Origin of the sequence: Myxococcus virescens, assembly GCF_900101905.1 — a bacterium.
GTDB classification, from domain to species: domain Bacteria; phylum Myxococcota; class Myxococcia; order Myxococcales; family Myxococcaceae; genus Myxococcus; species Myxococcus virescens.
This window is the reverse complement of sequence record NZ_FNAJ01000006.1, coordinates 317,871-341,066: the sequence shown is the minus strand read 5'-3', so window position 1 is coordinate 341,066 and position 23,196 is coordinate 317,871. Positions and strand designations below refer to the sequence as shown.

The window sequence follows — 23,196 nt, the reverse complement described above, 5'->3', positions numbered from 1 at the left end:
TGAGCTCGCCCGGCATCCATTCCACTTCGATGCGCTACGCGTCCTTGCGGCGACGGCCCATGACGACCCGCATCAGCCCCGCGAGCATCCACGGGAGCAGCGCGGAGGGAGACGAGGACTGGCATCCGCAGCCACCGTCCGGAGGAGGCGGAGGCAGCGACCCCGCATCCTGCGACGGGCCACCGTCGGGCTCGGGCTCCTGGCCCGGACCGGCATCCGCTCCAGGGCCCGCATCCGGATCCGCGCCGGTGCCAGCGTCCGGAGCTCCACCCGGGCCCGCGTCTGGATCCGTTCCAGGACCCGCGTCGGGGTCCTCACCCGGGCCTGCGTCTGGATCCGTTCCAGGCCCCGCGTCGGGGTCCTCACCCGGGCCCGCGTCTGGATCCGTTCCAGGCCCCGCGTCGGGGTCCTCACCCGGACCTCCATCGGTTCCACCGTCCGGATCCGTGCCTGGGCCCGCGTCCGGGTCCTCACCCGGGCCGCCGTCCACGCCACCATCCGTCTGCGGGAACGAAGCCCGTGCGATGAACACGGCCGTGCCCCACTCCTCCTGGTCGTTGTCTGGCGGAGCCAGACCCGCGGCCAACGCGACATCGCCCCGCTCGTTGATGCTGGGTGAGCCCGCGAACACCGGATTGGACGGCGTCTCCTGGTCGATGCGCGCCGGGCCCAGGTCCGACGTCACGATGTCGTGCTCGCTCACGACCCGCTTCAGCGCCTGACCGTCACTGACCCACACCGCGCGCAGGTTCGCGGCGTCGAAGGCCCGGAAGACCACGAGCCCGCTGTCGTTGATGTCCGGCGGGAAGAACTCCAACTGCCGGATCTCCCCCAGGCCATCCTGGGCAATCACCCGCAGCTCCGTTCCATCCCAGAACCACAACGTCGTGACGTTCCGTCCGGACGCGTCCCGAGCCGTCCCCAGGAACGCCACCTGCCCCTGGTTGTTGAGCGCCGGCTGCACGGACGCGAAGCGGTACACCGGTGAGTTCGCGTCGAGCCCGCGCGTCTGCGCCACGAGCTGCGACTCGATGGTCACGTTGAAGATGCGCAGCTCCTGGAAGAACTCCGCGGACCCAGACGCGCGGTCCACCACACCGGCAATCTGAGCTTGGTCGTTCAGCCTCGGTGAGTACAGGAACGAATAGGGGCTCGAACTGTCGGCGATGTTGTCGCTGACCAGGGTGCTCGCCCAGCCCGAGCCCAGAAGGAAATAGGACTGCCCTCCACCGCCATACGACGCACGAAAACCAATCACATCGGCTTCGTTGAGTTGCAAGCTGCTCCAGTTCGAAGCGCCAATCGGTGCGCGCTCGATGCGCACGTCGTCCGGACTGGCGACATTCAACCGGTAGATGCCGTTCTGGCTCGCCGAAGCAGCCCCGGTGACGGCGAAGGCCAGATTGCCATGGGAGATCAGATTGCTCTGGGATCTGAGTCCCGGATCGCTGATGCGTGCGTCTTCGCCCAGGTCAGGGAGCACATAGATGCGCTGCCCCGCGCCGTCCTTGCCCCACCACACCGCCTGTCGTCCCTCGGGGGTGATGGCCAACCGGAAGGCAATCTGGCCATCGTCGGTCAGCGGGATCTGGAGACTCCCCGCCAGCAGGTTGCCCGGCGCCACGTTGTAGGCGCCAGACGCGTTCCCCAGCAGGTTGGTCCGCGCCTGGAGCTCCAGCGTGTAGTCGGGCACCTCCGCCCAGGCTGGCGTGGCCAGCGTGAGCACGCTCAGCGCCAGCGTCCTTCCACGGACCTGACTGGCCCGCGCACTCCGCTTCCGTCCCGCGACCGACATGGATGCCGCCTCCCATGTTTAAGAGGAAGGCAGGCTATCACTGGATTCCGACGTTCAGTGCGCAGCGGGGGGAGGGGCCTCGGAGATGCTCCCCAGGGTCTCTCCGACGTCCTCCTCCGCCAGCGCCTCCAGCAAGTCGCTCATCGCGACAATCCCCACCAGCTTCTTGTCCCGGTCGAGCACGAGGATGCGGCGGACCTTCTTCTCCTTCATCTTCTCCGCCACCACGGAGATGTCCTCGTCATCGAAGGCGTATTCGAGCTGCCCCGTCATCGCCTCCGCCACCGTCGTGCTGTTGGGGTCCTTTCCCTGGGACACCGCCCGCACCACGATGTCGCGGTCGGTGATGATGCCCATCAACCGGTCACCGTCACACACGGGCAGCGGGCCCACGCTCAGCTCGCGCATCTTCAACGCGGCGTCCTTCAATGAATCCTTCGCGTTGATGACCGTGAGGTCCTTCGTCATCACGTCTTGAATCTTCTGCATCACACACGATTCCTTTCCTCGGTTCAGGCCTCGGGCACCCACAGCGAGCGCAGGTCCGCGGGGAGCTGGCCCATGACGTCGTCGGCCTCGCCCTCGCTGATGTGATTGCGCACCGTGACGAACACGGCCCGGGCCAGGCGTTCGGCCTCGTTGGGCGTGGTGTCGAGCTCCTCGGCCACCATGGCGAGGAACTGCTCCAGTTTGTACTTCCGAGCGACCTTGCCCTCGTGCCGAGGACACCGCTTCAGCATGTCCTTCACCTTCCGCGGAAGCTGGGCCTCCAGGTGCTTCGCCTCGGTGTCCATGAGGCGTTGCTCCAGCAGGCACAGCACGGACTGCGCGGCCTTCTCCGCCAGGTCACGAACGACGCCCGCGTTCGCTTCGAGGTCCTTCAAGAAGGCCGTATAGGTCTGCGCCGCATGTGACTCGCTGCGCTGCTCCTTGAGGCTGGGCGTAGCGCTCCGGCCCTCCGCTGCCTCTCCCTGCTCCTCACGTATGTTCGCCATGACGGTGGCCTCCCCGGTGTCGGGCTTGGGTCTCTTCCGTGAGCGTGGGCACCCCACGTCCCCCAGGCACCGGCCGCCCCCCGCGCGCCGGGACGCCAGGGCGGGAAGCGAGCCATGCACCGGCGGCACCGTCTCGCCGTCGTCAGTCCACCGCGACGCCGAGCAGCTCCACCAGCCGCTGCCCATGCAGCATGAACCCGAACGTCAGCGAGGCCAGCGCCAGGCCCATGGCGCCCAGCGCCTCCCAGCGCCTTCCGATGGGCGGCCGTGCCTCCGGGTCCACCCGCCGCAGCGCCACCGCGCCCAGGACGAGGGCCAGCATGGCCATGGCCATGGTCATGGCCATGAAGAGGAAGCTCAACACGAACCCCTCGCCGAGGAGGGACAGCAACGGCGTGAGCACGAGCAGGAGCAGCGAGCCCACGCCCAGGGACAGCGCATGCCGTGCAAGGGGGTTGTTGACCCGCAGGTCCCACAGCCGGCGCAGCTCTCGCTCGGGGACCTCCAGGCGGAAGAAGAGACGGCTGCGCGTGTCGCGGAAGATGTTCACCGCGACCATCAGCGGAACGAAGAACATCAGCGCGGGCGCGCCCGTCGACAGCGCGGTGAGCAGCATGGCCAGCAGCGGGACGGCCAGCAGGCCCAGGCGGGCCCAGCGCATGCCCAGGAAGAACGCCAGGCCCACGCCCGCGCTGGCCAGAAACGCCAGCGCGAGGCCGAATGTCCCCGCCATCAGCGCCCCCAGCGCCAGAAAGAGGAGCAGCTCCGTGACGCCGACCACCAGCCAGGCGCTCGCATCCCGCCGTCCCCAGAGCTTGAGCCGGAAGGCCTCCAGGTAGTTCACCTCCGGACGCACCGCGCAGGCAGGGCAGTACATGCGGCCCATCACCCATGTCGTGCACTCGGTGCAGACGAAGCTGCCACAGCGCTGACAGGTGGCGCCCGCGAGCGCATCCGGATGGAGGGCGCAGCGGGGCAGGGCACCGGATGGGACTTCGGCGGACATGATTTCAGTCTCTCATGCTGACCAGGAACCAACATCCCGGGGCGCGGTCCTTTCCGGCCACCATTCCCTACCCACGGTAGCGGACGTGCATGCTAAGCGCGTCACGTGAGTCATTGGCATCGAGACCCGGAGGCACCTTGTTCCGAATGAAGGCCCTCGTCGCCGCAGCCCTCGTGTTCAGTGGGCTGCCGGCGCTTGCCCAGACACCGACACCCCAGGAGGCGAAGCCGCTGGAGCCCGGCCGCGAGGCGCTCGCCATCTCGTATGAGAAATACGCGCTGCCCAACGGCCTGGAGGTCATCCTCTCCGTGGACCGGAAGCTGCCGGTGGTGGCCGTCAACATCTGGTACCACGTCGGCGCGTATCACGAGCAACCCGGCCGCACCGGCTTCGCGCACCTGTTCGAGCACATGATGTTCCAGGGCTCGCGCAACGTGGCCGACGACGTCCACATCGCCCGGCTGGAGCAGTTGGGCGCCACCGACCTCAACGGCACCACCAGCTTCGACCGCACCAACTACTTCGAGACCGTCCCCAGCAACCACCTGGAGACGGCGCTGTGGCTGGAGAGCGACCGCATGGGCTTCCTGCTCGACGCCATCACGCCGGAGAAGCTGGAGACGCAGCGCGAGGTGGTGAAGAACGAGCGGCGCGAATCCATTGAAACCGCGCCGTACGGCGCCGCCCGTGAGAAGGCGTGGCACGCGCTCTTCCCGCTGCCGCACCCGTACCACGGGGACGTCATCGGCTCGATGAAGGACCTGAACGCGGCCAACGTGGACGACGTGAAGGACTTCTTCCGCAAGTGGTACGCGCCGTCCAACGCCACGCTGGCCATCGTCGGTGACTTCGACGTGGCGAAGACGAAGGCGCTGGTGGAGAAGTACTTCGGCACGCTGCCCAGCCACGCCCGGCCGCAGCGGCCGGAGGTCGCGCCGGTGAACCTCACCGCGCCCGTGGTGCTGCGCGAGGAGGAGCGCGTGGCCCGGCTGCCGCTCTTGTCCATCCAGTGGCTCACGCCCGCGTACCTGGAAGAAGGGGACGCCACCGCGGACGTGCTGGCCACCGCGCTGTCCACCGGCAAGGCCAGCCGCCTCTACCGCCGGCTGGTGCTGGACAAGGAGCTGGCCCAGAGCGTCAGCGCCACCCAGCAGAGCCAGGGCGCGCAGTCCGTCTTCTCGGTGGACGTGGTGGCGCGGCCCGGCGTGTCCACGGACACGCTGCTCCATGAGGTGGACGCGGTGCTGGACGAGGTCCGCCAGCAGGGCATCACCCCGGAGGAGATTGCCCGCGCCCGCACGCGCTACGACACGCGCACGCTGGCCGGCCTCCAGTCCGTCGGCGGCTTCGGCGGCAAGGCGGACGTCCTCCAGAGCTACAACCACTTCGTCGGCGAGCCCAACTACGTGGCCCAGGACCTGGCTCGCTATGAGTCGGTGACGCCCGAAGCCGTGAAGCAGTTCGCCCAGGACACGCTGCGCCCCGGCGCGCGCGTCATCCTCCACGCGGTGCCGCCCGCACGCCGGCAGGCGCCCCTCGACTCGAAGGAGCGCCACTGATGCGCCGCCTCTTCTCCGCCCTGCTCGTCACCACGCTGGCCGCCTGCGCCAGCAACCCGAAGCCCGCGCCGGCCAATCCGGACTCACCCGCGCTGGGAGAGAAGGCGGCCCCGGCCGAAGCCACGGCTGACGCCGAGTCCTTCCGCGCCACGCCGCCCCAGCCCGGCAAGGCGCCGGACCTGGTGCTGCCCACCTTCCAGAGCGCGAAGCTGGACAACGGCATCACCGTGATCGTGAGCACGCGGCGGGAGCTGCCGCTCGTGTTCGCGGGCGTGGCCTTCGCCGCGGGCAGCGCGCAGGACCCCAAGGGCAAGGAAGGGCTCGCCGAGCTGACGTACCGCATGCTGCTGGAAGGCGCGGGCAAGCGGGACACGGTGACGCTGGACAACGCCTTCGCGGACCTGGGTGTGACTCCCGCCATGGACGTGCAGGCGGACGGCGCACAGGTGGGCGTGCGCGTGCTGACGCGCAACCTGGACGCGGCCATGGCCCTGCTGTCGGACGTGGTGCTGCGACCTGCTTTCAACCTCGATGCCTTCGAGCGCCGCAAGAAGCAGCAGCTCGCGGACCTGGCGCGCGCGATGGGGCAGCCTGGTGTGCTGGCGCAACTGGCGTACCTGGAGGCCGTGTTCGGGTTGCAGCACCCCTACGGGCACCTCCCCGACGGCACGCCCGCGTCCGTGCAGGGGCTCACCCTGGCGGACGTGATGGGCTTCTACCGGAAGCACACCGGCCCCAAGGCCCAGGCGGTCATCCTCACCGGTGACATCAGCCTGGAAGAAGGCGTGGCCCTGGCGAAGAAGCACTTCAGCTGGTCGAAGAACAAGGCCACGCCGCCGCCTCCGCCGCCGGCCACGAAGGCCCCGCCGCGTCAGCAGGTGTACGTGGTGCCCAAGCCGGGCCTGGACCAGACGCTGCTGCTGGTGGGCCGCGCTGGCATCGCCGCGGGGAACCCGGACGAGTACCCGCTGGAGCTGGCCACCACCGTGTTCGGTGGCTTCTTCGGCAGCCGCCTCAACATGAACCTGCGCGAGAACAAGGGCTACAGCTACGGCGCGGGCGCCAGCCTCTCTCCTCGCCTGGGCGTGGGGCCGCTCACCGCGTACAGCTCCGTGCGCCAGGACGTGACGGGCCCGGCCTTGAGCGAAGTGATGAACGAGCTGACGGGCCTGAAGAACCGGCCCATCACCGCCGAGGAGCTGGAGGCCGCGCGCGAGGGCCTCATCCGCGCCTTCCCGGGCGCCTTCGAGTCCGTGGAGGGCCTGGGCGCCAGCGCCGCGGCGCTCTTCATCACCCGCCGCCCGCTGGACGAGTTCAACCGCACCGTGGAGGGCCTGCGCGACGCCAGCGCCGCGGAGGTGCAGCGCATGGCCGAGCAGTACCTGGACCCGGCCATGATGCAGATTGTCCTCGTGGGTGACCCGGCGACCATCCAGGAGCAGGTGACGCCGCTCGGCCTGGGCAAGCTGGTGCCCATCGAGCCGGATGAAGCACCGGTGCCGCGCGCGGCGAAGTAGCACGCAGGCAGTCCTCCCGGGCCGTGGTGGCGAGACCTTGCTCGCGGGCCACGGCCCGGTGTTTCACGGGGTACGAGGTCCGAAGGTCCGGGCCTCCCCTGCGGCTCAGCGGTTGCGCGCCTCGTCTTCCTCGTCGGAGACCTGCCGCTCCTCGGCTCGCTCGCGGCCCCGGCGCTCGCGCTCCAGCTCATCCGCCTCGTCGATGGGGCTGCGGATGTCGGGGACGTAACCGCCCACCTCGGAGTCACTGTCCAGGGCGAACTTCTGCTCGCGGGTGTCGCGGATGGAGTCCGCGGAGTACAGTGGCAGGGTGTCGTCGGCTTCCAGTCCCCGCTCCACGCGGTCCGGCGCATAGGGGGGCTTGGTGGCCGCCTCCTTGCCTCCCGTGTACGGGTCGTACTTCCTGTTCGGCATGGTGCGCTCCTCGTCGAAGTGGGTACCGCTCCGAAGCTGAATGTCGGAGCGCGCTCGCGGCGCACCAAGGTCCCCGCGGAGGGCCGGGGGCACGCCCGGCCGTCCGGCTCACGAGGAAGATGGGGACGCCCGGAGGCATCCCCAAGTTGCCCACAGGTGGGCCACCCACCGCCGCGTCACTTCCCGAGGAAGCCGAGCAACGCCGCGTGGAACTTCTCCGGCGCCTCGGGGTGGAGAGTCGCCTGTAGCGCGGAGGAGTCGCGGGCGCAGGCCGTTCGACGCGGGTCCGGAAGACGCGTCTACGCGCCAGCCCCGTCGAAGCGCCGCGGGCGCAGCAGCCGCAGCGTCAGCACCAGCGCGAGGAACAGCACACTGGCGCTCACGGTGACGAAGCGCACGCCCATCCGGTCGGCCATCGCGCCCAGGCCCCACACGCCCGTCGCGTACGCGCCGCCGAGCACCATGCTGTACAGGCTGCTTATGCGCGCCTGCAGCTCACGGGGCACGCGCGACTGGCAGTACGCGTGCATCCCGCTCATCAGCATCATGTAGTTGGCGCCGAGCACGAAGATGACGGCGGCGGCCACCTGCAGCGTGGGCGACAGCCAGTACAGCGTGGACACGCCGCCAATGGACGTCGCCACGAGGCCCAGCAGCTTGCGCTGGCCCAGCTTGTCCACCAGCGTGCCCACCAGCAACGCGGCCGTCACCGCGCCCGCGCCCTGGCAGGTGACGAGCAGCGACGTGGCCGCCGCGCCCTGGCCAAAGACGCGGATGGCGAACACCGGCACCAGGCCGATGAAGGGCGCCACCAGGGCCGCGACCAGCAGCGTGCCCCACAGCATCAGCGAGATTTCCGAATCGCCCCGCGCCACGGAGAAGCCGTGGGCAATCTGCCGCCACAGGCCCTGCGTGGCCTTCGAGGCCGTCCGCGTCAGCGTCTTCACCTGCGACAGCGCCACCAACACCGCGACGAAGGACAGCGTGTTGATGAGCAGCGCCCACGACGTCCCACCCATGCTCAGCACCAGCGCGGCCAGCGCCGGACCGATGATGCGCCCCAGGTTGAACTGCGCCGAGTTGAGGCTCATGGCGCTGTGCAAGTCCCGGGGCGGCACGAGCTCCGCGAGCATCGCCGCAAAGGCGGGATTGATGAGCGTGCTGGCGCAGCCGTGGACGAAGGAGATGACGGCCACGACGGGGACGCTGAGCCGGTGCGTGAAGGCCAGCAGCGTCAACACGCCCGCGAGCACCAACTGCACCACCGTGCCCAGCGCGACGTAGGCGCGACGGTCGAACCGGTCCGCGAGCGCGCCGCCCACCGGCGACAGCACCACCGCGGGGAGGAAGGTGAGGGCGACGATGCCACCCGTCCACTCGGCGCGGCCCGTGGCCTCGGTGACGTACACGCCCATGGCCACCGTCTCCATCCAGGTGCCGATGGTGGAGACCAGGGCTCCCACCCAGACCGCGAAGTAGCCGGGGTGGTCGAAGGCGCGAAGCGAGGAGAGACGTGGCAGTCGAAGGGTGCGCACGGCAGGGACCTTTGTATCCCGGAGCCGTGCGACATGCCTGTAGGGGCCGGCAGTTGCTTTGAGCCGCTATGACGGAAGCTGGGACACATCCAGCAGCCGCGCTTCAGCCCGGGGAGGCGAGGGGACAGCGGCGTCATGAACACGGCGGACATGACGGGACTTCCCGGGCTCGAGGTCCGCGAGGTGCCCACACGCCGCCGTGCATACGAGACGCCGTGTCAGCGCATGGAGACAGGGCCCTTGCCGCGGACCTGCACGGTGCCGTCGTCGGAGATGCGCGCGCCCGTCTCCGGGAAGTCAGCCGCGGTGAGGTCGCGGACCGCCTTGATGACGGCGCCCTTCGGGTCCGGCACGGCGATGCCCCTGTCCACCTGCTTCGTGGGGAGGATGCGGCCCGCCGTGAAGTCGCCGTCGCGGTTCAGCTCGACCTCCAGCACCATGCCCAGGCCCTGCGGACCGCGCAGGTTGAACCGGCCGTAGGTGGCGAAGTTGCCCAGCGAGTAGGCGATGAGCCGGCCCTTGTAGAACTCCATGCCGCGCACCACGTGCGGGCCATGGCCGATGACCAGGTGCGCGCCCGCGTCCACCACCGCGCGCGAGAAGGCCCGCAAATCACCCCGGTCCTCGCCGTGGAACTTCTCCCGGCCCTTGGGCACATGCAGCGCCTTGCTGCCCTCCGCGCCGCCGTGGAACGACACGATGACGATGTCGTGCTCGGCCGCGGCCACGCGCACCAGCCCCGTCGCCGTGGTCAGGTTGTTGAGGTGGTTGCACGACGGCGACGTGTGGAACGCCACCATGCCGATGAGCAGGCCGTTGCGCTCCACCGTGGCCACCGTGCCCGGCGCGCCGCTCCACGCGATGCCCAGCGCGTCGAGCGTGGACTCCGTCGCGCGGCGGCACTCCTCGCCGAAGTCACCCGAGTGGTTGTTGGCCGTGGACGCCAGGTCCACCCCGGCCTCCTTCAGGTACTGGCCGTATTCGGTGGGCGAGCGGAACGCGTAGCAGTTTTTCGACGAGCGGCACTTCTTCGTCTCGCCCGTGTCGCACAGCGGCCCCTCCAGGTTGATGAAGGTGAGGTCCGCGTCCTCCAGCAACGGGCGCACGCCGGCAATCACGCTGCCGGCGCCATCGGGAGGCAGGTGGCCTTCGGGCACGGTGGTGCCCAGCATGACGTCACCCACCGCGCGGATGCGCACCTTCGCGTTGGCCGGCGGGGGAGGGCGGTTGATGAGCTGAGGCCCCTGCGACAGCTTCGCCTGGAGCATGGCCTGCCCACGGGCCTGGGCCAGCGCGCCCTTGAGGTCCGGGTGGTCCGGCTGGAGCTTCTGTACCTCGGACCACTGCGTGTAGGCCTCCGCCCACTGGTTCTCCAGCGAGTGCGCCCAGCCCAGCTCCCAGCGGCAATCCACGCGCGAGGGCGCGGCCTCCACGCAGGCGGACAGCTGGGTGATGGCCGTGGGTGCGTCCTTCGCCTGGAGGGCCTCCATGCCTCGGGCGTAGCTCGTGTCCGGGTCCGCCAGCGGGCCACGCGGGGTGGCGCTCTTGCCCATGGCCAGGGCCGCGGCGCGCAGGGCGGCGGCGCCGGCCTCCGCGGCGGCACGTCCCAGGTCCAGCACCGCGCCGGAGTCACCGGCGCGAGGGTAGGCGTTGAGGTCCGTGATGACAGTCTCTGGCGCGGGCGCGGTGCCCTGGGAAGCTGGGCCCTGGGTCGAGCTCGAATCGGCGCTGGGGCCTTGCGAGGAAGAGACGTGCTGGGCGGGGGCGGACTCACGCGCCGAAGCAGCACCCGGCGTGGTGGCGAGCGCCATCAAGAGGAAGACGGACGAGGGCATGTCCCGCCATTCTAGAGGCCCTACCAGGATTCTGTGACAGGGGAGATGACCTCGCCCTGGCCAGCAGCCAGACAGGCGACACACACCTCATCGGTCAGGGTGATGGGATGTGTGTCGCGGCGCGGCCCGGGTTCAACCCAGCACGTCGAGCAGCACCGAACGACGGCGCTGGCGCGGCAGGAACCGCAGCCGCCGCAGCTCCTTGCGCTTCACCCGGCGCTCGATGGCGCTGTGGACGGAGAGCGGTCCCGGGCCTCGCAGCAGCAAGCCGAGCGCGATGGCTCCCAGCGCCAGGTTGAACTCGAAGCCGCCCTTCGTGTTGTCGAAGCCCTTGGAGCCATGGACCTTGGCCACGGCGATGGCCTGCGTGACGAGGACGGCCAGCGCGGCGGGGCGCGTGGCGATGCCCAGGATGGAGCTCACGCCCGAGAGCAGCTCCACCACCCCCGTGGCGATGACCCAGGGCTTGCCCGGCTTGAAGCCCAGCTGCTCGAAGAGGCTCGCGTGTTGCGCGGTGCCCTCGGCGCGGAGCTTGGACACGCCATGCACCACCATCGTCGACCCGAGCGACAGGCGCGGGGGCAGCAGGGCCGCTGCCTTCAGGATGCTCGGTTGCTCGGTCAGGGTCGCCACGTTCATACCTGCCACTCCTTGGATGGGCCGGGGCCGTTGACGGAAACCTGGGTAGGTTGGGTCCGGCATGGGCGCATGGCACGCCGCGGTGATTCCGCCTCCCTTGCCCGGTAGGCATACTGCCGGCCCCAAGGGGCCTGCCTCATGAGGCGGGAGTGGACCCGCATCCCTCGGGTGGCCCCGCGTGAATACCCCCTGGCACGAGGCAGTCACCCTGTCATGTCCCTCCGTTGGCCGCTCCTGTCCCTGTCGTTGTTGGTGTCTGCTCCAGCGCTCGCGGTCGACGGCGTCGCCGTCCGGGTCCGCTGCACGGAGAAGTGCACGGTGGTGCTGGATGGAAAGAACGGGGTCCGGGTGAATGACACCACCTGGGAGTTCAAGGGCATCACGCCGGGCTCCCTGCGCATCGACGCCACGGGCGTGTTGAGCCGTCCGCTCGCCGGCAGCTTCGTGGTCATCCCCGACGTGGCGACGGCGGACGTCTTCCTGGCCAGCAACAAGCGCATCATCATCGAGCCCGGCAGCTCCACCATGCCCGGCACACCGGACTGGGCCGAGCCGAAACCTCCCACGCCGGCCTCCACGTCGAAGGCGCCGAGCGTGGCCACCGTGAAGTGCCAGGACGACTGCACGGTGCTGCTCGATGGGAAGCGAGGTCTCCGCCGGGACAACCGGACCTGGGAGTTCCGCGACGTGGCGCCCGGCCAGCGGCGCGTGGAAGGCAGCGGTGGCGTCTTCAACCGGCGGCAGTTCGTGGGCTACGTGGAGGTGCCGGGTGGCTCCGAAGTCACCATCCAGGGGGACTCCAAGGGCCGCGTGACGCTCACGGACCAGAAGGACCTGGAGGCGGCGAAGCCGCCCGAGGCGCGCGCGGCGACGACCTCCCGGGTCCACGTGCGCTGCACGAAGCCGTGCACCGTGATGATGGACGGGCAGCGCCGGGGCACGAGCAATGCCACGAACCTGAGCCTCCGCGACGTGCCGCCCGGGGAACATGCGCTGGAGGTGGACTTCACGGTGGGCGGGAAGCTGCGGCGCTCGACGCTGGCGGTGCCCGCGGGCCACGAGCTGTTCGTCACCGCGTCCGAGGAGCACGGCCTCCAGGTGACGAACACGAAGCCGCTCACGGGCACGCCGTAAGGGGCTGCTCAGGGCTTTTCGGAGAGGGGCGGATCCATCAACGCCGCCACCTCCGAGGCGTAGCCCCCAGGCCCTTCCCCATGGACGATGAGGGGTGGGCGCACGGCGAGGCCCCGGTCCCTGTCTCGCAGGGCATGCACCAGGAAGCGCGTGGCCGGGGCTCCCACCCGCGCGTGGACGAAGCGCAGCACGGTGGGGTGGAGCTTCGCCTGGGTCAGCAGGCCCAACACCTCGGCCACGCGCGCCGCCGGGTACACGAGGCTCACGCCGCCGCCGGGCATCAACGCATACCGTGCTGCGGCGACGACGGATGGCGCGTCACACGCCACCTCTGACTTGGACACGGCCCGTTCGTCATCCGGGCTGCGGACCCCCGCGTCGGCCAGACGGAAGGGCGGGTTGGACACGACGTGGGCGTACTGGCCGCCGGAGACGAGTTCGCGGATCCGTCGCAGGTCCCCGAGCAGCGGGGTGACCCGCGCTTCGCACCCGTTGAGCACCACGGCGCGCATCAGCCGGGCATGCACGGCGGGCTGGAGCTCCAGGGCATCCACGGGCCCCAGTCCGAACTGCTTCACCAGCAGGAAGGACACCACGCCGCTGCCCGCGCCCAGCTCCAACATCCGCCCGGACTCGCCGACACGTTCGGTGGCCGCGAAGTGGGCCAGCAGCACCGCGTCCAGCGTGAAGCGGTAGCCCGTCCGCCGCTGGAGCACCCGCACCCCCGCCGTGCCAATGGAGTCGAGCGTTTCGTCCGGGCCGGGCTCGGGCAAGGTGGGTTCAGGCATGGGCTTTCCGTGCGGGTCAGTCGTCTCCCAGACAAGAAGAGACCTGTCCAGGGTGCACGACACCGAGGCCTGCCAGGCAAGCGGCGGACAGATAGCTCGATTCTTCAATCTATTGACTCTAAACACCCACAGGCTTCAATAGATTGAAGAATGCCTCGACAGAATCTGACGATCGATACGGCGCCGCTCGCGGTGGTCCGTGCGGTGGCACGCCTGGGCCAGAACATCGCGCGGGCTCGGATCCGACGCGGGTTGCGACAGGTGGATCTCGCGAAGAAGACGGGGCTCGCCCCGGGCACGCTCAAGCGAATCGAGGAGGGCAGTCTCACAACGGGACTCAGTGCCTACTTCACGGTCCTCTGGGCGCTGGGGCTCGAGCAGGAGTTCGACAACCTCGCCGCTCCGGAACGCGATGAGGAGGGCAAGACGCTGGAGCTGGCACGGCAACCGCAACGGGTGCGCCTCAAGAAAGGCCTGGATGCGGACTTCTGAAGACCAAAGCTGCTACGTGTACCTCCAGCTCCCGGGTTCCATGGACGTCGTCATCTGTGGACGCTTCCTGCAACAGGACGGCGTGGGGCGCTTCGTCTATGGCCGGAGCTATCTGGCCAACCCTCGCGCGGTCGAACTGGAGAAGTTCGAGCTCCCCCTCCGCCCTGGCACCTTCGAGACGGCCAGACTCGGCGGCATCTTCGGCGCCCTGCGTGACTCCTCTCCCGATGCCTGGGGTCGCCGGGTCATCGAGCGCCAGTTGGGGCGCGTGGACCTGAGTGAAATCGACTTCCTCCTCAACTCTCCCGAGGACCGTGCGGGAGCCCTGTCATTCGGCACCAGTCCCACGCCGCCCGCTCCCGTCCACCAGTTCAACAAGGTCCTCCGGCTGGACCTCCTGCTCGAGGAGGCGAGGCGCGTCGAACAAGAGCTGCCGTTGTCCGGTCACCAGGTCAGTGACCTGGTGAACCCCGGCAGTTCCCTGGGCGGAGCCCGGCCGAAGAACGTCGTCGAGGATGAAGAGGGGCTCTGGGTCGCCAAGTTCCCAGCCCGAGGTGACCGCTGGAACAACGCGGCGGTCGAAGGGGGCATGCTGAAGCTCGCCAGCGAGTGCGGCCTGAGGGCCGCCGTGAGCAAACGTACCCATGTCGCGGGACAGGACGTGTTGCTGGTCCGGCGGTTCGACCGGGAGCGCGTCGACGGCGGTTACCTCCGGCACCGGATGGTCAGCGCGCTGACCGTCCTGCGTGCCGACGAGAATCCGCAGGACCGTTCGAAGTGGTCCTACATCCTGCTGGCGGATGAACTGAAGAGGTGGGTCGGCAATCCGGACGAGGACCTCCGCGAGTTGTTCTCACGGATGGTGTTCAACGCCCTCATCTCGAACATCGACGACCATCCAAGGAACCACGCGCTCATCGCGCCGGGGCCCACGTGGAGCCTCTCTCCTGCCTATGACCTGACCCCATTGCCGCAGGTCAGCCTGGAGCGCCACCTGGCCATGGAAGCCGGCAGCACGCAGCATCGCCGGGCCACCCGGCAAAACCTCATGAGTGAGTGCGGTCGCTTCCGGCTATCGAAAGAGGCCGCCCATCATCTCATCGACACGATGAAAGCCATCGTGTCCGCCCGCTGGCGGGGCGCCATCAAGGAATGCGGGGGGACTGACGCAGACCTGATGGCTGTCTCACGGGCGTTCGACTCCGAGGGCTTCGAATACACGCACTACGGCGCATAGACGACCGTCAGCACCGCGTTCGCCCCATCCCGGATGAACAGGTACTGCGTGGCCGTCTGCGCCTGGGTGAAGCGCAGCCGCAGCTGCGTCTTCCCTGTCTTGCTGATGGCGGAGAGTCCATCCGCGCTGAAGTCCCCGGAGCTCTTCGCTCCCGCGCTGAACCGGTCGATGCCCGCGACGCTGCTCGCCGTGGCCGCCGCCGCCCAGTCCGTCACCTCCGTGTTCGCCGCGTTGAACGTCCCCGTCTTCGCGTCGATGACCAGCGTGTTCCCCGCGGGCGTCGACCACGGGTCTCCCGAGCCCGACGAGTAGATCACCGTCAGGAACGCCCGCGTGACGGTGGCCCCGTCCGGAAGGCTCGACGTGTCGAAGGAGAGGAACGACCGGTTGTACTTCCCATCCGTCCCCCGGCCGAGCGCCAGGTTCGTCATGAATCCCAGCGCCGCCCCGCTGCCATCCGCGTCCGCCTTCAGGTAGCCGTCATCCGCCGCGATGCTGGCGAACTGCACCGTCACCGGCGCCGGGGAGCCTGAGTTGCTCACCGTCACCCCCGTGTCGTCGTCCGTGGCCTGATTGCCCGCGGCGTCAAATGCACGGGCCCCCAGCGTGTACTGCCCGTTGGACACGGCCGTGCTGTTCCAAGCGAAGGCATACGGCGCCTGCGTGTCCGTGGACACCACCTCGCCATTCACCAGGAACTCCACCCGGGTGACGCCCACCGCGTCCGCCGCATCCGCGGTGACATTCACCGTGCCACTCACCGTGGCCCCCTTCGCCGGCGCCGTCACGTTGACCGTGGGCGGCGTGGTGTCCCCCGTGGGCTCGCCTCCGCCTCCCGTCATCCCGAAGAACTTCACCTGATGGTAGACGGAGCAGAGATTCACATCGCTCAGGTACGCCCCCACCGAGCCACAGACCGCGCTGCCCGTTCCACCTGGGAACGGGAACTGCGCGTCCATGGCCACCGCGTGCCCCATGCCGGTGAGCTCCCACGTCTCCACCAGCGCGTTGCCCGCGCCGTCCCGGTACACCTTGTGCGGGAAGCCGGACACCGTCTCCACCGTATCCGGCGTCTGGTCGATGCCGTGCACGTTCGTCCACTGCTCCATCGCCTCGGTGAGGTTCATCACGTTCACCGTGTAATCACTGGTTCCGTGCCAGATGGTGACGCGCGGACGCGGGCCCGCGTAGCCCGGGTACGCGCCGCGGACCACGTCTCCCCACGCGGCGGGCGTGCGATTCACACCCGGGCTCATGCAACTGAAGCCCGCATTCATCGACTCCGCGCACCGGTACGGACCGCCGGAGTGGATGGCCCCGGCGGAGAAGACATCCGGGTAGGCGGCCAGCAGCGCGGGCGTCATGTATCCCCCCGCCGAGAACCCCGCCACGAACACCCGCGACGGGTCGATGGAGTACGTGGCCTTCATCGTGTCCACCATCTGCTTGATGGACAGCGCCTCGCCCCGGTCTCGTGAGAAGTCTCCGGGCTCGAACCAGTTGAAGCAACGGGTCATGTTGTTGCCACCCTGCTGCTGCGGATAGACGACGTAGAACTTGTAGACGTCCGCCGCCGCGGACCAGCCAGCGCCCTCCATCCCCGCGGCCCCCTGCGTACATCCGTGCATCACCACCACCAGCGGCGCGTTGGCCGGCATGCCGGACGGCACGTGGCGGAACATCTGCAGGTTGCCGGGGTTGCTACCGAAGCTCGTCACCTGCGTCAGCAGGGGCTGCTGCTGCTCCGTCACCTCGGCCTCCGGCGCTTCCCCTGCCGGAGCGCCACAGCCCGCGAGGCCCGCGAACAGCCACGCGGCAAGAGGCACCCCGGCGGAACACGACCACGGCCAGGAACGGCTGCGACGCTGCTTGAGCATGGTGTCTCCCTGGCGGCCACGAGGGAAAGGGCGGCCGCGGGGCGAAACCTGACTCTTCCGGGAGTCACTGATTCAAGGCGCGTCGCGTCGCATCGCGCTGAAACATGAACCAGGATTCAATTCACGCATCGCGTCGTGTGGTGTGCTGAAACATGAGTCAGCCCTCAGCTCGGGGAAGACACCGGGCACCGGGCCGCCCGGTGTCCTCCAGCGGGGCTCAGCGCGCGGCGCGCTCGGCGACGAGCCGCTCCGCCACGTCCAGCACCTTGGCCTCCACGCACACGTCGTCCAGGTGGTTCGCCTCCACCAGGCCGGTGGGGCTCGTCACGTTGACCTCGGTGAGGTAGGAGCCCAGCACGTCGATGCCCACCAGCCGCAGCCCGCGCTTCACCAGCTCCGGCTTCAGGCGCTCGCAAATCTCCAGATCCCGCGGGGTGAGCACGGCCTTGCGAGGCACACCGCCCGCCGCCATGTTGCCGCGGTGGTCGTCGTCGGACGGGACGCGCAGCACGCCGCCCACCGGCTCACCGTCCACCAGGAGGATGCGCTTGTCGCCCTGGCGGCTCTCCGGGATGTACGCCTGCGCCATGACGGCCTCGCGGCCGCCCCGGGTGAGCATGTCCACCGCGGAGCGCGCGTTCCGGTCCGTGGCGGACAGGAAGAGGATGCCCTTGCCCGCGAAGCCATCTACTGGCTTGAGGATGGTGCCCGCCGCGTTGCGCGCGATGAAGTCCAGCAGCACCGGCAGCTCGCTGGTGACGCGCGTGTCCGGCATCAGGTCCGGGTAGCGCAGGGAGAAGAGCTTCTCGTTCGCGTCGCGGATGCCCGCCGGCTCGTTGATGAAGACAGGGGGCCGGCCCGTGCCGCACAGCTCCACCAGCTGGGTGGCGTGCAGGAACTCCGCGTCCACCGGCGGGTCCTTGCGCATGAAGAGCACGTCCAGCGAGGACACCGGGCGAGGGGCCTCGTCGAGGATGTCGAAGTGCCGTCCCAGCTCGCGGCGCACGGTGACGTGGCGCATGCGCGCCTCCGCGCAGGTGCCGTTGAAGCGCAGCCAGCCCTGTTCGAAGTAGCGCACCTGGTGGCCGCGCTTCTGCGCTTCGAGCATCAACGCGAACGTGGAGTCGTGGTCCACCCGCACTGTCTCGAGCGGGTCCATCAGGAAGCCAATGGTCAGAGGGGCCATACAGTCCGGAATCAGAGGGAGAGGGGCGCGAAGATAACCAAGTGCCCCGGGACGTGCCCCTCAATCCCGGTTCTGTGTTTCAGCGCTCGGGGATTTCCGCCAGCTTCAGCCGGAACTGGGTCGTCTCCCCGGCGCTGATCGGCACCGACAGCATGCGCTTCTTGCCGTCCGGGCCCACGATGGTCAGGTCGTGCTCCCCCGCGGGCATGGCCACGTTGAACATCGGCGTGCGGCCCACCCGCTTCTTGCCTCGGAAGACCTCCGCCTCCGGCAACACCAGCAAGGTCAGCTTGCCCCGGCCCTTCACCGGACGGGCGCTCGCCGCCTCCTTGGAACGGGCTCCCTCCGCGTCCTCGCCGCCCACCGCCTTCGCTGAAGCCTCCGTGTTGCCGGCATCCGTGGGCGGGCCCGAGCCCGGTCCCAGGTAGACGGGCAGGTTCGGGTCGTGCTGGGGGAGGGTGCGCAGCACGCTCGCGTCCTCTTCCTCCACCGTCTCGTTCAGCACCTTCGACAGGTGCCATGCGGCATAGCCACCGCCCACCAGGATGCCCATCAGCACCAGCCCCCACAGCACATTGGAGGCCTTGCTCTCCGGCGGCTGCGGCGTGTCCTCCACGGCCGCCGAAGCCTTCCGGGACGCCGCCGCCGCGGGCACCTTGCGCGAGGGCTTGCGCGGCATGCCGGCCACGCCGTTCGACGGCGTCGGGATGTCGTTGCGCTCGGGGAGGTAGGGCCCGTCATCGCTGCGCAGCGCCCGCTTCGCGGAGTCCAGCATGACGCCGTTGGTGGTGCCGTCCGCGGACTCCAGCATGACGCGCGTGGCGGACATGCGCTCGGCGAACCAGTCCTGCATCAGCGCGGCCCGGTCATGCGCGTCCAGCAGCAACTTGCCCGCCGCCGCTTCAATCGCCCGAGCCATGTCCCGGCCGTTGGCGAAGCGCTTCTCGCGGCTGCGCTCCAGCGCCCGCATCACCACCTTGGACACCTCTTCGGGCACGTGCGGCGAAACGTGCGAGGGCCAGGGGACGGGCGCCTCCAGAATCTTCATCATCTCGTCGCGCTCGTTCTTGCCCGCGAACAGGCGCGCGCCGGTGATGAGCTCGTGCATCATCACCCCGACGGAGAACAAGTCACTGCGGCCGTCCAGTGTATCGCCCCGCACCTGCTCCGGGGACATGTACCCGGTGGTGCCCTTCACCGTGCCGACGTTGGTGCGCTCCAGGCTGTCCTTCGCCTTGGCGATGCCGAAGTCGAGCAGCTTCACCACGCCGTCGTACGTCACCATGATGTTCTTCTGGGCGACGTCGCGGTGGATGACGGGGCTGGGCGCGCCAGAAGGCGCCGTATAGGTGTGCGCGTAGTGCAGCGCCATGCAGACGTCGCGCGCCACCGACAACGTGAAGCCCAGCGGGAGCTGCTCCTGGCGGCGCAGGCACGCGCCGGTAATCTGGTTCAGGTTCTGCCCGGCGATGAACTCCATGGCCAGGTAGAGCCCGTCATCCTCGCGCCCCAGGTCGAACACCTGCGCGATGTTCGGGTGGTTGAAGGCCGCGGTGATGCGCGCCTCGTCCAGGAACATGCGTTCGAACTGCGCATTGTCCCGCGCGTCCGGCAGCACCCGTTTGATGACCACGTACTTGCGGAAGCCACCCGGACCCGAAGTGAAGCCCAGGAACAGCTCCGCCATTCCGCCCACGGAGAGCTGCGTGACGACCTCGTACTTCCCGATGCGCTCGCCCCGATAGAAGTCGATGGGGAAACCCTCCGCCGGCACCCCGCTGTCGGGGCACATCCCGCGCCAGACGATAACAGGCATGTACGGGGCGGACGTGTGGTGAGAACGGGCCTCCACCTGGGGTGCCTCCCGCATCCACCGGGAAGCTGTGGATGGCCTGTGGACAGTGGGGGAGGGGCTGTGGAGAAACCCCGGTGTGGATCAACACCTGTGGGTTCCCGGGGATAACCGTCACTTTACCCACATGTAGCACATCCCGAATTCGTGAGTGTTCCCGGGAGCTTGCTGACTTGTCCCCAAGTCCGAGCTGCCTACTGCCACTACCAATAGATCAATACCTCTTATGAACCTTTAGAAGAAGCAGTCGGCGCTGGGGATGAAGTGCCTGTGGAAACCCAGGGCCGGTGCCCCACCTCAAGCCAGCGCCAGGCGCAGCTGTTCGAGCAACGCAGGCAGCCGGGTCATCAGCTCCCGGTCCATCTCCTCCAATGCCCCGCGAAGGGCCGCCAGGTCCTCTGGGGCGCGTTCTGCGGTCACCATGCGCTGCAGGACCCTCAGGCGCTGATTGCGCTGCACCAGGCTGCCCAGGACGTCCTCCAGCTCATCGCTGAGGGCGGCGCCCAGGCGCAGGTCGTGCCCGATCAGCTCCCGGAGCTGCTCCACCAGGTACGTGAGGTCCCAGGATTCTGCGTATCCAGCACGGCGCGACATCTCACCCCAGCCCAGGCGGGTCGCCGGGCTCACTCCAGCGGCTGGGGCCGCAGCAGGCCCACGAGGGTGAGGCGCGAGCGGGACGGGTCCAGCTCCACGCTGACCTGGCAGCCGGCGACGTCCAGCCGCAGCGTGTACGGGAACTCGGGGGGCAGCTGACTTTCCTCCTGCCGGGCCAGCGCGGCCAGGCGGAACAGCTCGGCGAGCAGCTCCTGGCGGGTCTCCGCCGCGAGCCCCTCCACGGCCGCCTGAAGGCCGCGTGGGATGAGCACGGTGAAGGCCTGCGATGACGAAGGGGCGCATGAGGAGGATGCGACAGAGGTCATGGCGTACCCCGGGTGCCAGAACCATACCCTTCCGGCATCCAACCATTTCGCGTGGTTGCAGCCTGTAGCAGTGGAACGGCCTGTAAAAAACACTGCCCCCCTCCCCGCCGACCCTGAAGTGTTGGGAGGTGGGACATCGAGGGAGCGGGGCGTCCGCGGGGCCTTCTGGCGTGGGTATAGCCAGGAGGCACGGGGGGGGAACGCCATGGCGCACGCAACGCAGGCGTCCCGGTACAGCGGCATCGTCTTGGCGCTGATGCTGGGGTTGGGAGCGGCGGCTTGTCGGGACACGCCGTCTTTGTCGGGGGCGGAGGGGCGGTTGCGGTTGTCGGCGCGGCGCGTGGACTTCCCGCACGCCTACCCGGGCACCCGGCGGGAGGCCGAAGTCCGCGTGGTGAATGGCGGCCGGGCCCCGCTGGATGTCGTGTGGACGGACGTGACGGCGCCCTTCTCGTTGGAGGCGGCGCTGCCGGTCCGGGTGCTGGCGGGCGAGGTGCCAGTGCGTCTGCGCTTCGCGCCCGAAGCTGAAGGGACCTACGAGGTCATCCTCACCGGCACCGCGTCGGATGGCGGCCAGGTGCAGCTGGTGCTGGCGGGCGAGGCGAAGCCGGTGCCGGAGTGCTTCACGCCCGTGACGTGCGCGGCGGCCACCTTCGACCTGGTGACGGAGCGGTGCGTGGAGTCGGTGCTGCCGGACGGCACCGCGTGTGAGCCGGGCAATGCCTGCATCACCGGCGCCACCTGCCAGGCGGGACGCTGTCGGGGCGAGGAGCGCGCCTGTGACGACGGCAACGCCTGCACCGCGGACGTGTGCCACGTGCTGGACGGGTGCCAGTCCGTGCCGGCGCCGCCCTGTCCCGCGGCCGGGCCGTGTCAGGTGGGGACGTGCGACCCGCGGATGGGATGCGCCACGGCTCCCGCGCCGGACGGCACCCTCTGCGGCGCGGCCCAAGGTACCTGCGAGGACGCGGACGTGTGCCTGGATGGGGCCTGCGTGAAGCGCGACCTGCCGGAGGGCTTCCTGTGTGAAGCGGCCAGCCCGTGCCAGGCGTCGGGGCACTGCCGCGGTGGCGTGTGCGCGCGTCCCGCGGCGCAACCCCTGAAGGTGGATTGGGAGCACGACGCCCGGGCGGGAGAAGAGCAGCTGCAGGACCTGCTGGTGGGGCCGGAAGGGGACGTGACGCTGTCGGGTTTCTACGGCACGCCCGTGCTGGACGCGGCGGGCAAGGGGCCTCCGGTGCGGGCCTCCAAACCGGCGCGCCGCTGCATGCTGTGGAACGACCGGCTCCTGTGCATGGACATGCCGATGGACGGGACGGTGTCGCTGTTGGAGCGAGACACGGGGACACCGCGGTGGACCTTCACCCTGGCCGACGCGCGGCCGGACTTCCGCGACAGGACGCAGACGCTCTTCCTGGCGCGGCTGGCGGTGATGGCGCCGGACCGGCTGGCGGCCCTCTTCGAGGCCTACCCCACGGACCAGCGGCGCGACACGGCGTGCCGCATGTACTTCCTGGTGGTGCTGGATGCCTTCGGCCACATGGTGTCCGCGCGCGAGCTGACGGACCCACAGCTCGCCGAGTGCAACCACCCGCACCCGTATGGCCTCGCCTCGGACGCGGTGGGGGACCTCTACGTCGCCTTCGCGCCCACGCTGAACACGGGCGCGCCGCTGGCGTCGGGGGCGCCCTCATTGCTGATGGCCTTCTCCTCGGACGGGGTGCCGCGCTGGCGGAGGACGGAGCCCCTGCGCGCGGGCGAGCTCGCGGTGGTGAACGGGTTGCTGCTGCCCGAATGGGGCTTCCAGGCGTTGAGCACCCGGGACGGGACACCGGTGGGGGAGCACCTCGCCCAGCAGTTGGGCCGCGCGGTGGCCACCTCGGACGTGGTGGTGCCCAGCGCGTCGGGCACCACGGTGAACGCGGGTGTGGACAGCCGGAGCGCCACGCCGGCCGCCACGCAGCTGAAGGGCTTCCGCCTTCCGGACCTGGAGCCGGCGTGGCTGTACTCGCTGAAGGAAGGCCAGCACCTGACGAGCAAGGAGCTCCGGCTGGCCACCTGGCCCAGGGGCACGGGGCTTCCCCCCGAGACGCTGGTGCTGACGCACGCGGTGGCGGCCGACAACCAACGGTTGCTCGTGGGCGTGCGCGCGCGGGATGGGGCGGAAGCCTTCCAGTGCCCGCTCGACTACGCGCCGCGCACGGTGCCGCAGTTGATGGAGCTGGGGCCTGGCGCCCTCTACGTGATGGATGGGGCCCTCAGTTGTGGCGAGTGCGATCCGCCCTTCGCCAACAGCCAGCCGCGCTTCATGCGCTTCCCCATGCCGGGGGTGCTGCCCGCGAACGCGCCCTGGCCCGGGACTTTCGGAGGACCGGGGCACGGGCACCATGAGAACGCGGTTCACTGAGCAGCAGC

Annotated in this window: 20 protein-coding genes; 6 read left to right on the top strand and 14 right to left on the bottom strand. The window is 69.4% G+C overall.

The annotated features are described in order from the left end of the window. Window positions 1–34: 34 nt before the first annotated feature. From BLU09_RS20005 to BLU09_RS19990, 4 genes are all read right to left on the bottom strand, one after another. Complete coding sequence (locus BLU09_RS20005) at window positions 35–1,795, bottom strand: MXAN_5453 family MXYO-CTERM-anchored protein (protein WP_090491150.1); 1,761 nt, start codon at window positions 1,793–1,795, stop codon at window positions 35–37. A gap of 54 nt (window positions 1,796–1,849) precedes the next feature. Further along, window positions 1,850–2,284 carry a CBS domain-containing protein gene (locus tag BLU09_RS20000; protein WP_244171877.1) on the bottom strand — a complete coding sequence of 145 codons (435 nt, stop codon included), beginning with the start codon at window positions 2,282–2,284 and terminating at the stop codon, window positions 1,850–1,852. A 23-nt stretch (window positions 2,285–2,307) separates the two neighbouring features. Continuing rightward, window positions 2,308–2,790 (bottom strand): DUF2267 domain-containing protein, encoded by a 483-nt coding sequence (locus BLU09_RS19995; protein WP_186817693.1) that lies wholly within the window; start codon window positions 2,788–2,790, stop codon window positions 2,308–2,310. A 142-nt stretch (window positions 2,791–2,932) separates the two neighbouring features. After that, complete coding sequence (locus BLU09_RS19990) at window positions 2,933–3,796, bottom strand: hypothetical protein (RefSeq protein ID WP_090491148.1); 864 nt, start codon at window positions 3,794–3,796, stop codon at window positions 2,933–2,935. Between the two features lie 146 nt (window positions 3,797–3,942). On the opposite strand from BLU09_RS19990, the gene BLU09_RS19985 reads away from it, so the two are divergent. Both BLU09_RS19985 and BLU09_RS19980 read left to right on the top strand, forming a co-directional pair. Beyond that, window positions 3,943–5,355, top strand: coding sequence for a M16 family metallopeptidase (locus BLU09_RS19985; RefSeq protein ID WP_090491147.1), 1,413 nt, complete (start codon window positions 3,943–3,945; stop codon window positions 5,353–5,355). Further along, entirely contained in the window at window positions 5,355–6,872 is a 1,518-nt protein-coding gene (locus BLU09_RS19980; RefSeq protein WP_090491146.1) for a M16 family metallopeptidase, read from the top strand. Before BLU09_RS19985 ends, BLU09_RS19980 begins: the two co-directional genes overlap by 1 nt. 105 nt (window positions 6,873–6,977) lie before the next feature. On the opposite strand, the gene BLU09_RS19975 is transcribed toward BLU09_RS19980, so the two are convergent. The 4 genes from BLU09_RS19975 to BLU09_RS19960 form a co-directional block, all read right to left on the bottom strand. Then, window positions 6,978–7,286 (bottom strand): hypothetical protein, encoded by a 309-nt coding sequence (locus BLU09_RS19975; protein ID WP_090491145.1) that lies wholly within the window; start codon window positions 7,284–7,286, stop codon window positions 6,978–6,980. A gap of 299 nt (window positions 7,287–7,585) precedes the next feature. After that, window positions 7,586–8,821, bottom strand: a complete 1,236-nt coding sequence (locus BLU09_RS19970) for an MFS transporter (RefSeq protein ID WP_090491144.1) — start codon at window positions 8,819–8,821, stop codon at window positions 7,586–7,588. 218 nt (window positions 8,822–9,039) lie between these two features. After that, window positions 9,040–10,656 carry a CapA family protein gene (locus BLU09_RS19965; RefSeq protein ID WP_090491143.1) on the bottom strand — a complete coding sequence of 539 codons (1,617 nt, stop codon included), beginning with the start codon at window positions 10,654–10,656 and terminating at the stop codon, window positions 9,040–9,042. A 132-nt stretch (window positions 10,657–10,788) separates the two neighbouring features. Beyond that, window positions 10,789–11,295 carry a DoxX family protein gene (locus BLU09_RS19960; RefSeq protein ID WP_167371119.1) on the bottom strand — a complete coding sequence of 169 codons (507 nt, stop codon included), beginning with the start codon at window positions 11,293–11,295 and terminating at the stop codon, window positions 10,789–10,791. 213 nt (window positions 11,296–11,508) lie between these two features. On the opposite strand from BLU09_RS19960, the gene BLU09_RS19955 reads away from it, so the two are divergent. Then, entirely contained in the window at window positions 11,509–12,429 is a 921-nt protein-coding gene (locus tag BLU09_RS19955) for a hypothetical protein (protein ID WP_244171876.1), read from the top strand. Between the two features lie 8 nt (window positions 12,430–12,437). On the opposite strand, the gene BLU09_RS19950 is transcribed toward BLU09_RS19955, so the two are convergent. Further along, a complete protein-coding gene (locus BLU09_RS19950; RefSeq protein WP_090491140.1) occupies window positions 12,438–13,217 on the bottom strand; it encodes a tRNA1(Val) (adenine(37)-N6)-methyltransferase in 780 nt (259 codons plus the stop codon). 150 nt (window positions 13,218–13,367) lie between these two features. Between BLU09_RS19950 and BLU09_RS19945 the strand changes: the two genes are divergently transcribed. Beyond that, the gene (locus BLU09_RS19945) at window positions 13,368–13,709 is read left to right on the top strand and encodes a helix-turn-helix domain-containing protein (RefSeq protein ID WP_090491139.1); all 342 of its coding nucleotides are present in this window, start codon (window positions 13,368–13,370) and stop codon (window positions 13,707–13,709) included. After that, the gene (locus BLU09_RS19940; protein ID WP_244171875.1) at window positions 13,696–14,946 is read left to right on the top strand and encodes a type II toxin-antitoxin system HipA family toxin; all 1,251 of its coding nucleotides are present in this window, start codon (window positions 13,696–13,698) and stop codon (window positions 14,944–14,946) included. Before BLU09_RS19945 ends, BLU09_RS19940 begins: the two co-directional genes overlap by 14 nt. Here BLU09_RS19940 and BLU09_RS19935 read toward each other — a convergent pair. The 5 genes from BLU09_RS19935 to BLU09_RS19915 all read right to left on the bottom strand — a co-directional run bounded on the left by BLU09_RS19935 (window position 14,934) and on the right by BLU09_RS19915 (window position 20,781). Continuing rightward, window positions 14,934–16,823, bottom strand: a complete 1,890-nt coding sequence (locus BLU09_RS19935; protein WP_090491138.1) for an extracellular catalytic domain type 1 short-chain-length polyhydroxyalkanoate depolymerase — start codon at window positions 16,821–16,823, stop codon at window positions 14,934–14,936. The genes BLU09_RS19940 and BLU09_RS19935 overlap by 13 nt on opposite strands. A 217-nt stretch (window positions 16,824–17,040) precedes the next feature. Further along, the gene (gshB, locus tag BLU09_RS19930; protein WP_090491137.1) at window positions 17,041–18,009 is read right to left on the bottom strand and encodes a glutathione synthase; all 969 of its coding nucleotides are present in this window, start codon (window positions 18,007–18,009) and stop codon (window positions 17,041–17,043) included. A 79-nt stretch (window positions 18,010–18,088) separates the two neighbouring features. After that, a complete protein-coding gene (locus BLU09_RS19925) occupies window positions 18,089–19,825 on the bottom strand; it encodes a serine/threonine protein kinase (RefSeq protein ID WP_244171874.1) in 1,737 nt (578 codons plus the stop codon). Between the two features lie 333 nt (window positions 19,826–20,158). Continuing rightward, window positions 20,159–20,488, bottom strand: a complete 330-nt coding sequence (locus BLU09_RS19920; protein WP_225888398.1) for a hypothetical protein — start codon at window positions 20,486–20,488, stop codon at window positions 20,159–20,161. After that, window positions 20,485–20,781, bottom strand: coding sequence for a hypothetical protein (locus BLU09_RS19915; protein WP_090491134.1), 297 nt, complete (start codon window positions 20,779–20,781; stop codon window positions 20,485–20,487). Before BLU09_RS19915 ends, BLU09_RS19920 begins: the two co-directional genes overlap by 4 nt. A gap of 205 nt (window positions 20,782–20,986) precedes the next feature. On the opposite strand from BLU09_RS19915, the gene BLU09_RS19910 reads away from it, so the two are divergent. Then, a complete protein-coding gene (locus BLU09_RS19910; protein ID WP_090491133.1) occupies window positions 20,987–23,188 on the top strand; it encodes an EB domain-containing protein in 2,202 nt (733 codons plus the stop codon). The last annotated feature ends 8 nt before the right edge of the window (window positions 23,189–23,196 follow it).

Excerpts from the sequence above, each read along its gene's own strand:
- BLU09_RS19910 (WP_090491133.1), top strand. The coding sequence starts at position 20,987 with ATGGCGCACGCAACGCAGGCGTCCCGGTACAGCGGCATCGTCTTGGCG.
- BLU09_RS19965 (WP_090491143.1), bottom strand. The coding sequence starts at position 10,656 with ATGCCCTCGTCCGTCTTCCTCTTGATGGCGCTCGCCACCACGCCGGGT.
- BLU09_RS19980 (WP_090491146.1), top strand. The coding sequence starts at position 5,355 with ATGCGCCGCCTCTTCTCCGCCCTGCTCGTCACCACGCTGGCCGCCTGC.
- BLU09_RS20005 (WP_090491150.1), bottom strand. The coding sequence starts at position 1,795 with ATGTCGGTCGCGGGACGGAAGCGGAGTGCGCGGGCCAGTCAGGTCCGT.
- BLU09_RS19960 (WP_167371119.1), bottom strand. The coding sequence starts at position 11,295 with ATGAACGTGGCGACCCTGACCGAGCAACCGAGCATCCTGAAGGCAGCG.
- BLU09_RS19945 (WP_090491139.1), top strand. The coding sequence starts at position 13,368 with ATGCCTCGACAGAATCTGACGATCGATACGGCGCCGCTCGCGGTGGTC.
- BLU09_RS19955 (WP_244171876.1), top strand. The coding sequence starts at position 11,509 with ATGTCCCTCCGTTGGCCGCTCCTGTCCCTGTCGTTGTTGGTGTCTGCT.
- gshB (WP_090491137.1), bottom strand. The coding sequence starts at position 18,009 with ATGGCCCCTCTGACCATTGGCTTCCTGATGGACCCGCTCGAGACAGTG.
- BLU09_RS19935 (WP_090491138.1), bottom strand. The coding sequence starts at position 16,823 with ATGCTCAAGCAGCGTCGCAGCCGTTCCTGGCCGTGGTCGTGTTCCGCC.
- BLU09_RS19985 (WP_090491147.1), top strand. The coding sequence starts at position 3,943 with ATGAAGGCCCTCGTCGCCGCAGCCCTCGTGTTCAGTGGGCTGCCGGCG.
- BLU09_RS19995 (WP_186817693.1), bottom strand. The coding sequence starts at position 2,790 with ATGGCGAACATACGTGAGGAGCAGGGAGAGGCAGCGGAGGGCCGGAGC.
- BLU09_RS19925 (WP_244171874.1), bottom strand. The coding sequence starts at position 19,825 with ATGCCTGTTATCGTCTGGCGCGGGATGTGCCCCGACAGCGGGGTGCCG.
- BLU09_RS19915 (WP_090491134.1), bottom strand. The coding sequence starts at position 20,781 with ATGACCTCTGTCGCATCCTCCTCATGCGCCCCTTCGTCATCGCAGGCC.
- BLU09_RS19940 (WP_244171875.1), top strand. The coding sequence starts at position 13,696 with ATGCGGACTTCTGAAGACCAAAGCTGCTACGTGTACCTCCAGCTCCCG.
- BLU09_RS19990 (WP_090491148.1), bottom strand. The coding sequence starts at position 3,796 with ATGTCCGCCGAAGTCCCATCCGGTGCCCTGCCCCGCTGCGCCCTCCAT.
- BLU09_RS20000 (WP_244171877.1), bottom strand. The coding sequence starts at position 2,284 with ATGCAGAAGATTCAAGACGTGATGACGAAGGACCTCACGGTCATCAAC.
- BLU09_RS19950 (WP_090491140.1), bottom strand. The coding sequence starts at position 13,217 with ATGCCTGAACCCACCTTGCCCGAGCCCGGCCCGGACGAAACGCTCGAC.
- BLU09_RS19975 (WP_090491145.1), bottom strand. The coding sequence starts at position 7,286 with ATGCCGAACAGGAAGTACGACCCGTACACGGGAGGCAAGGAGGCGGCC.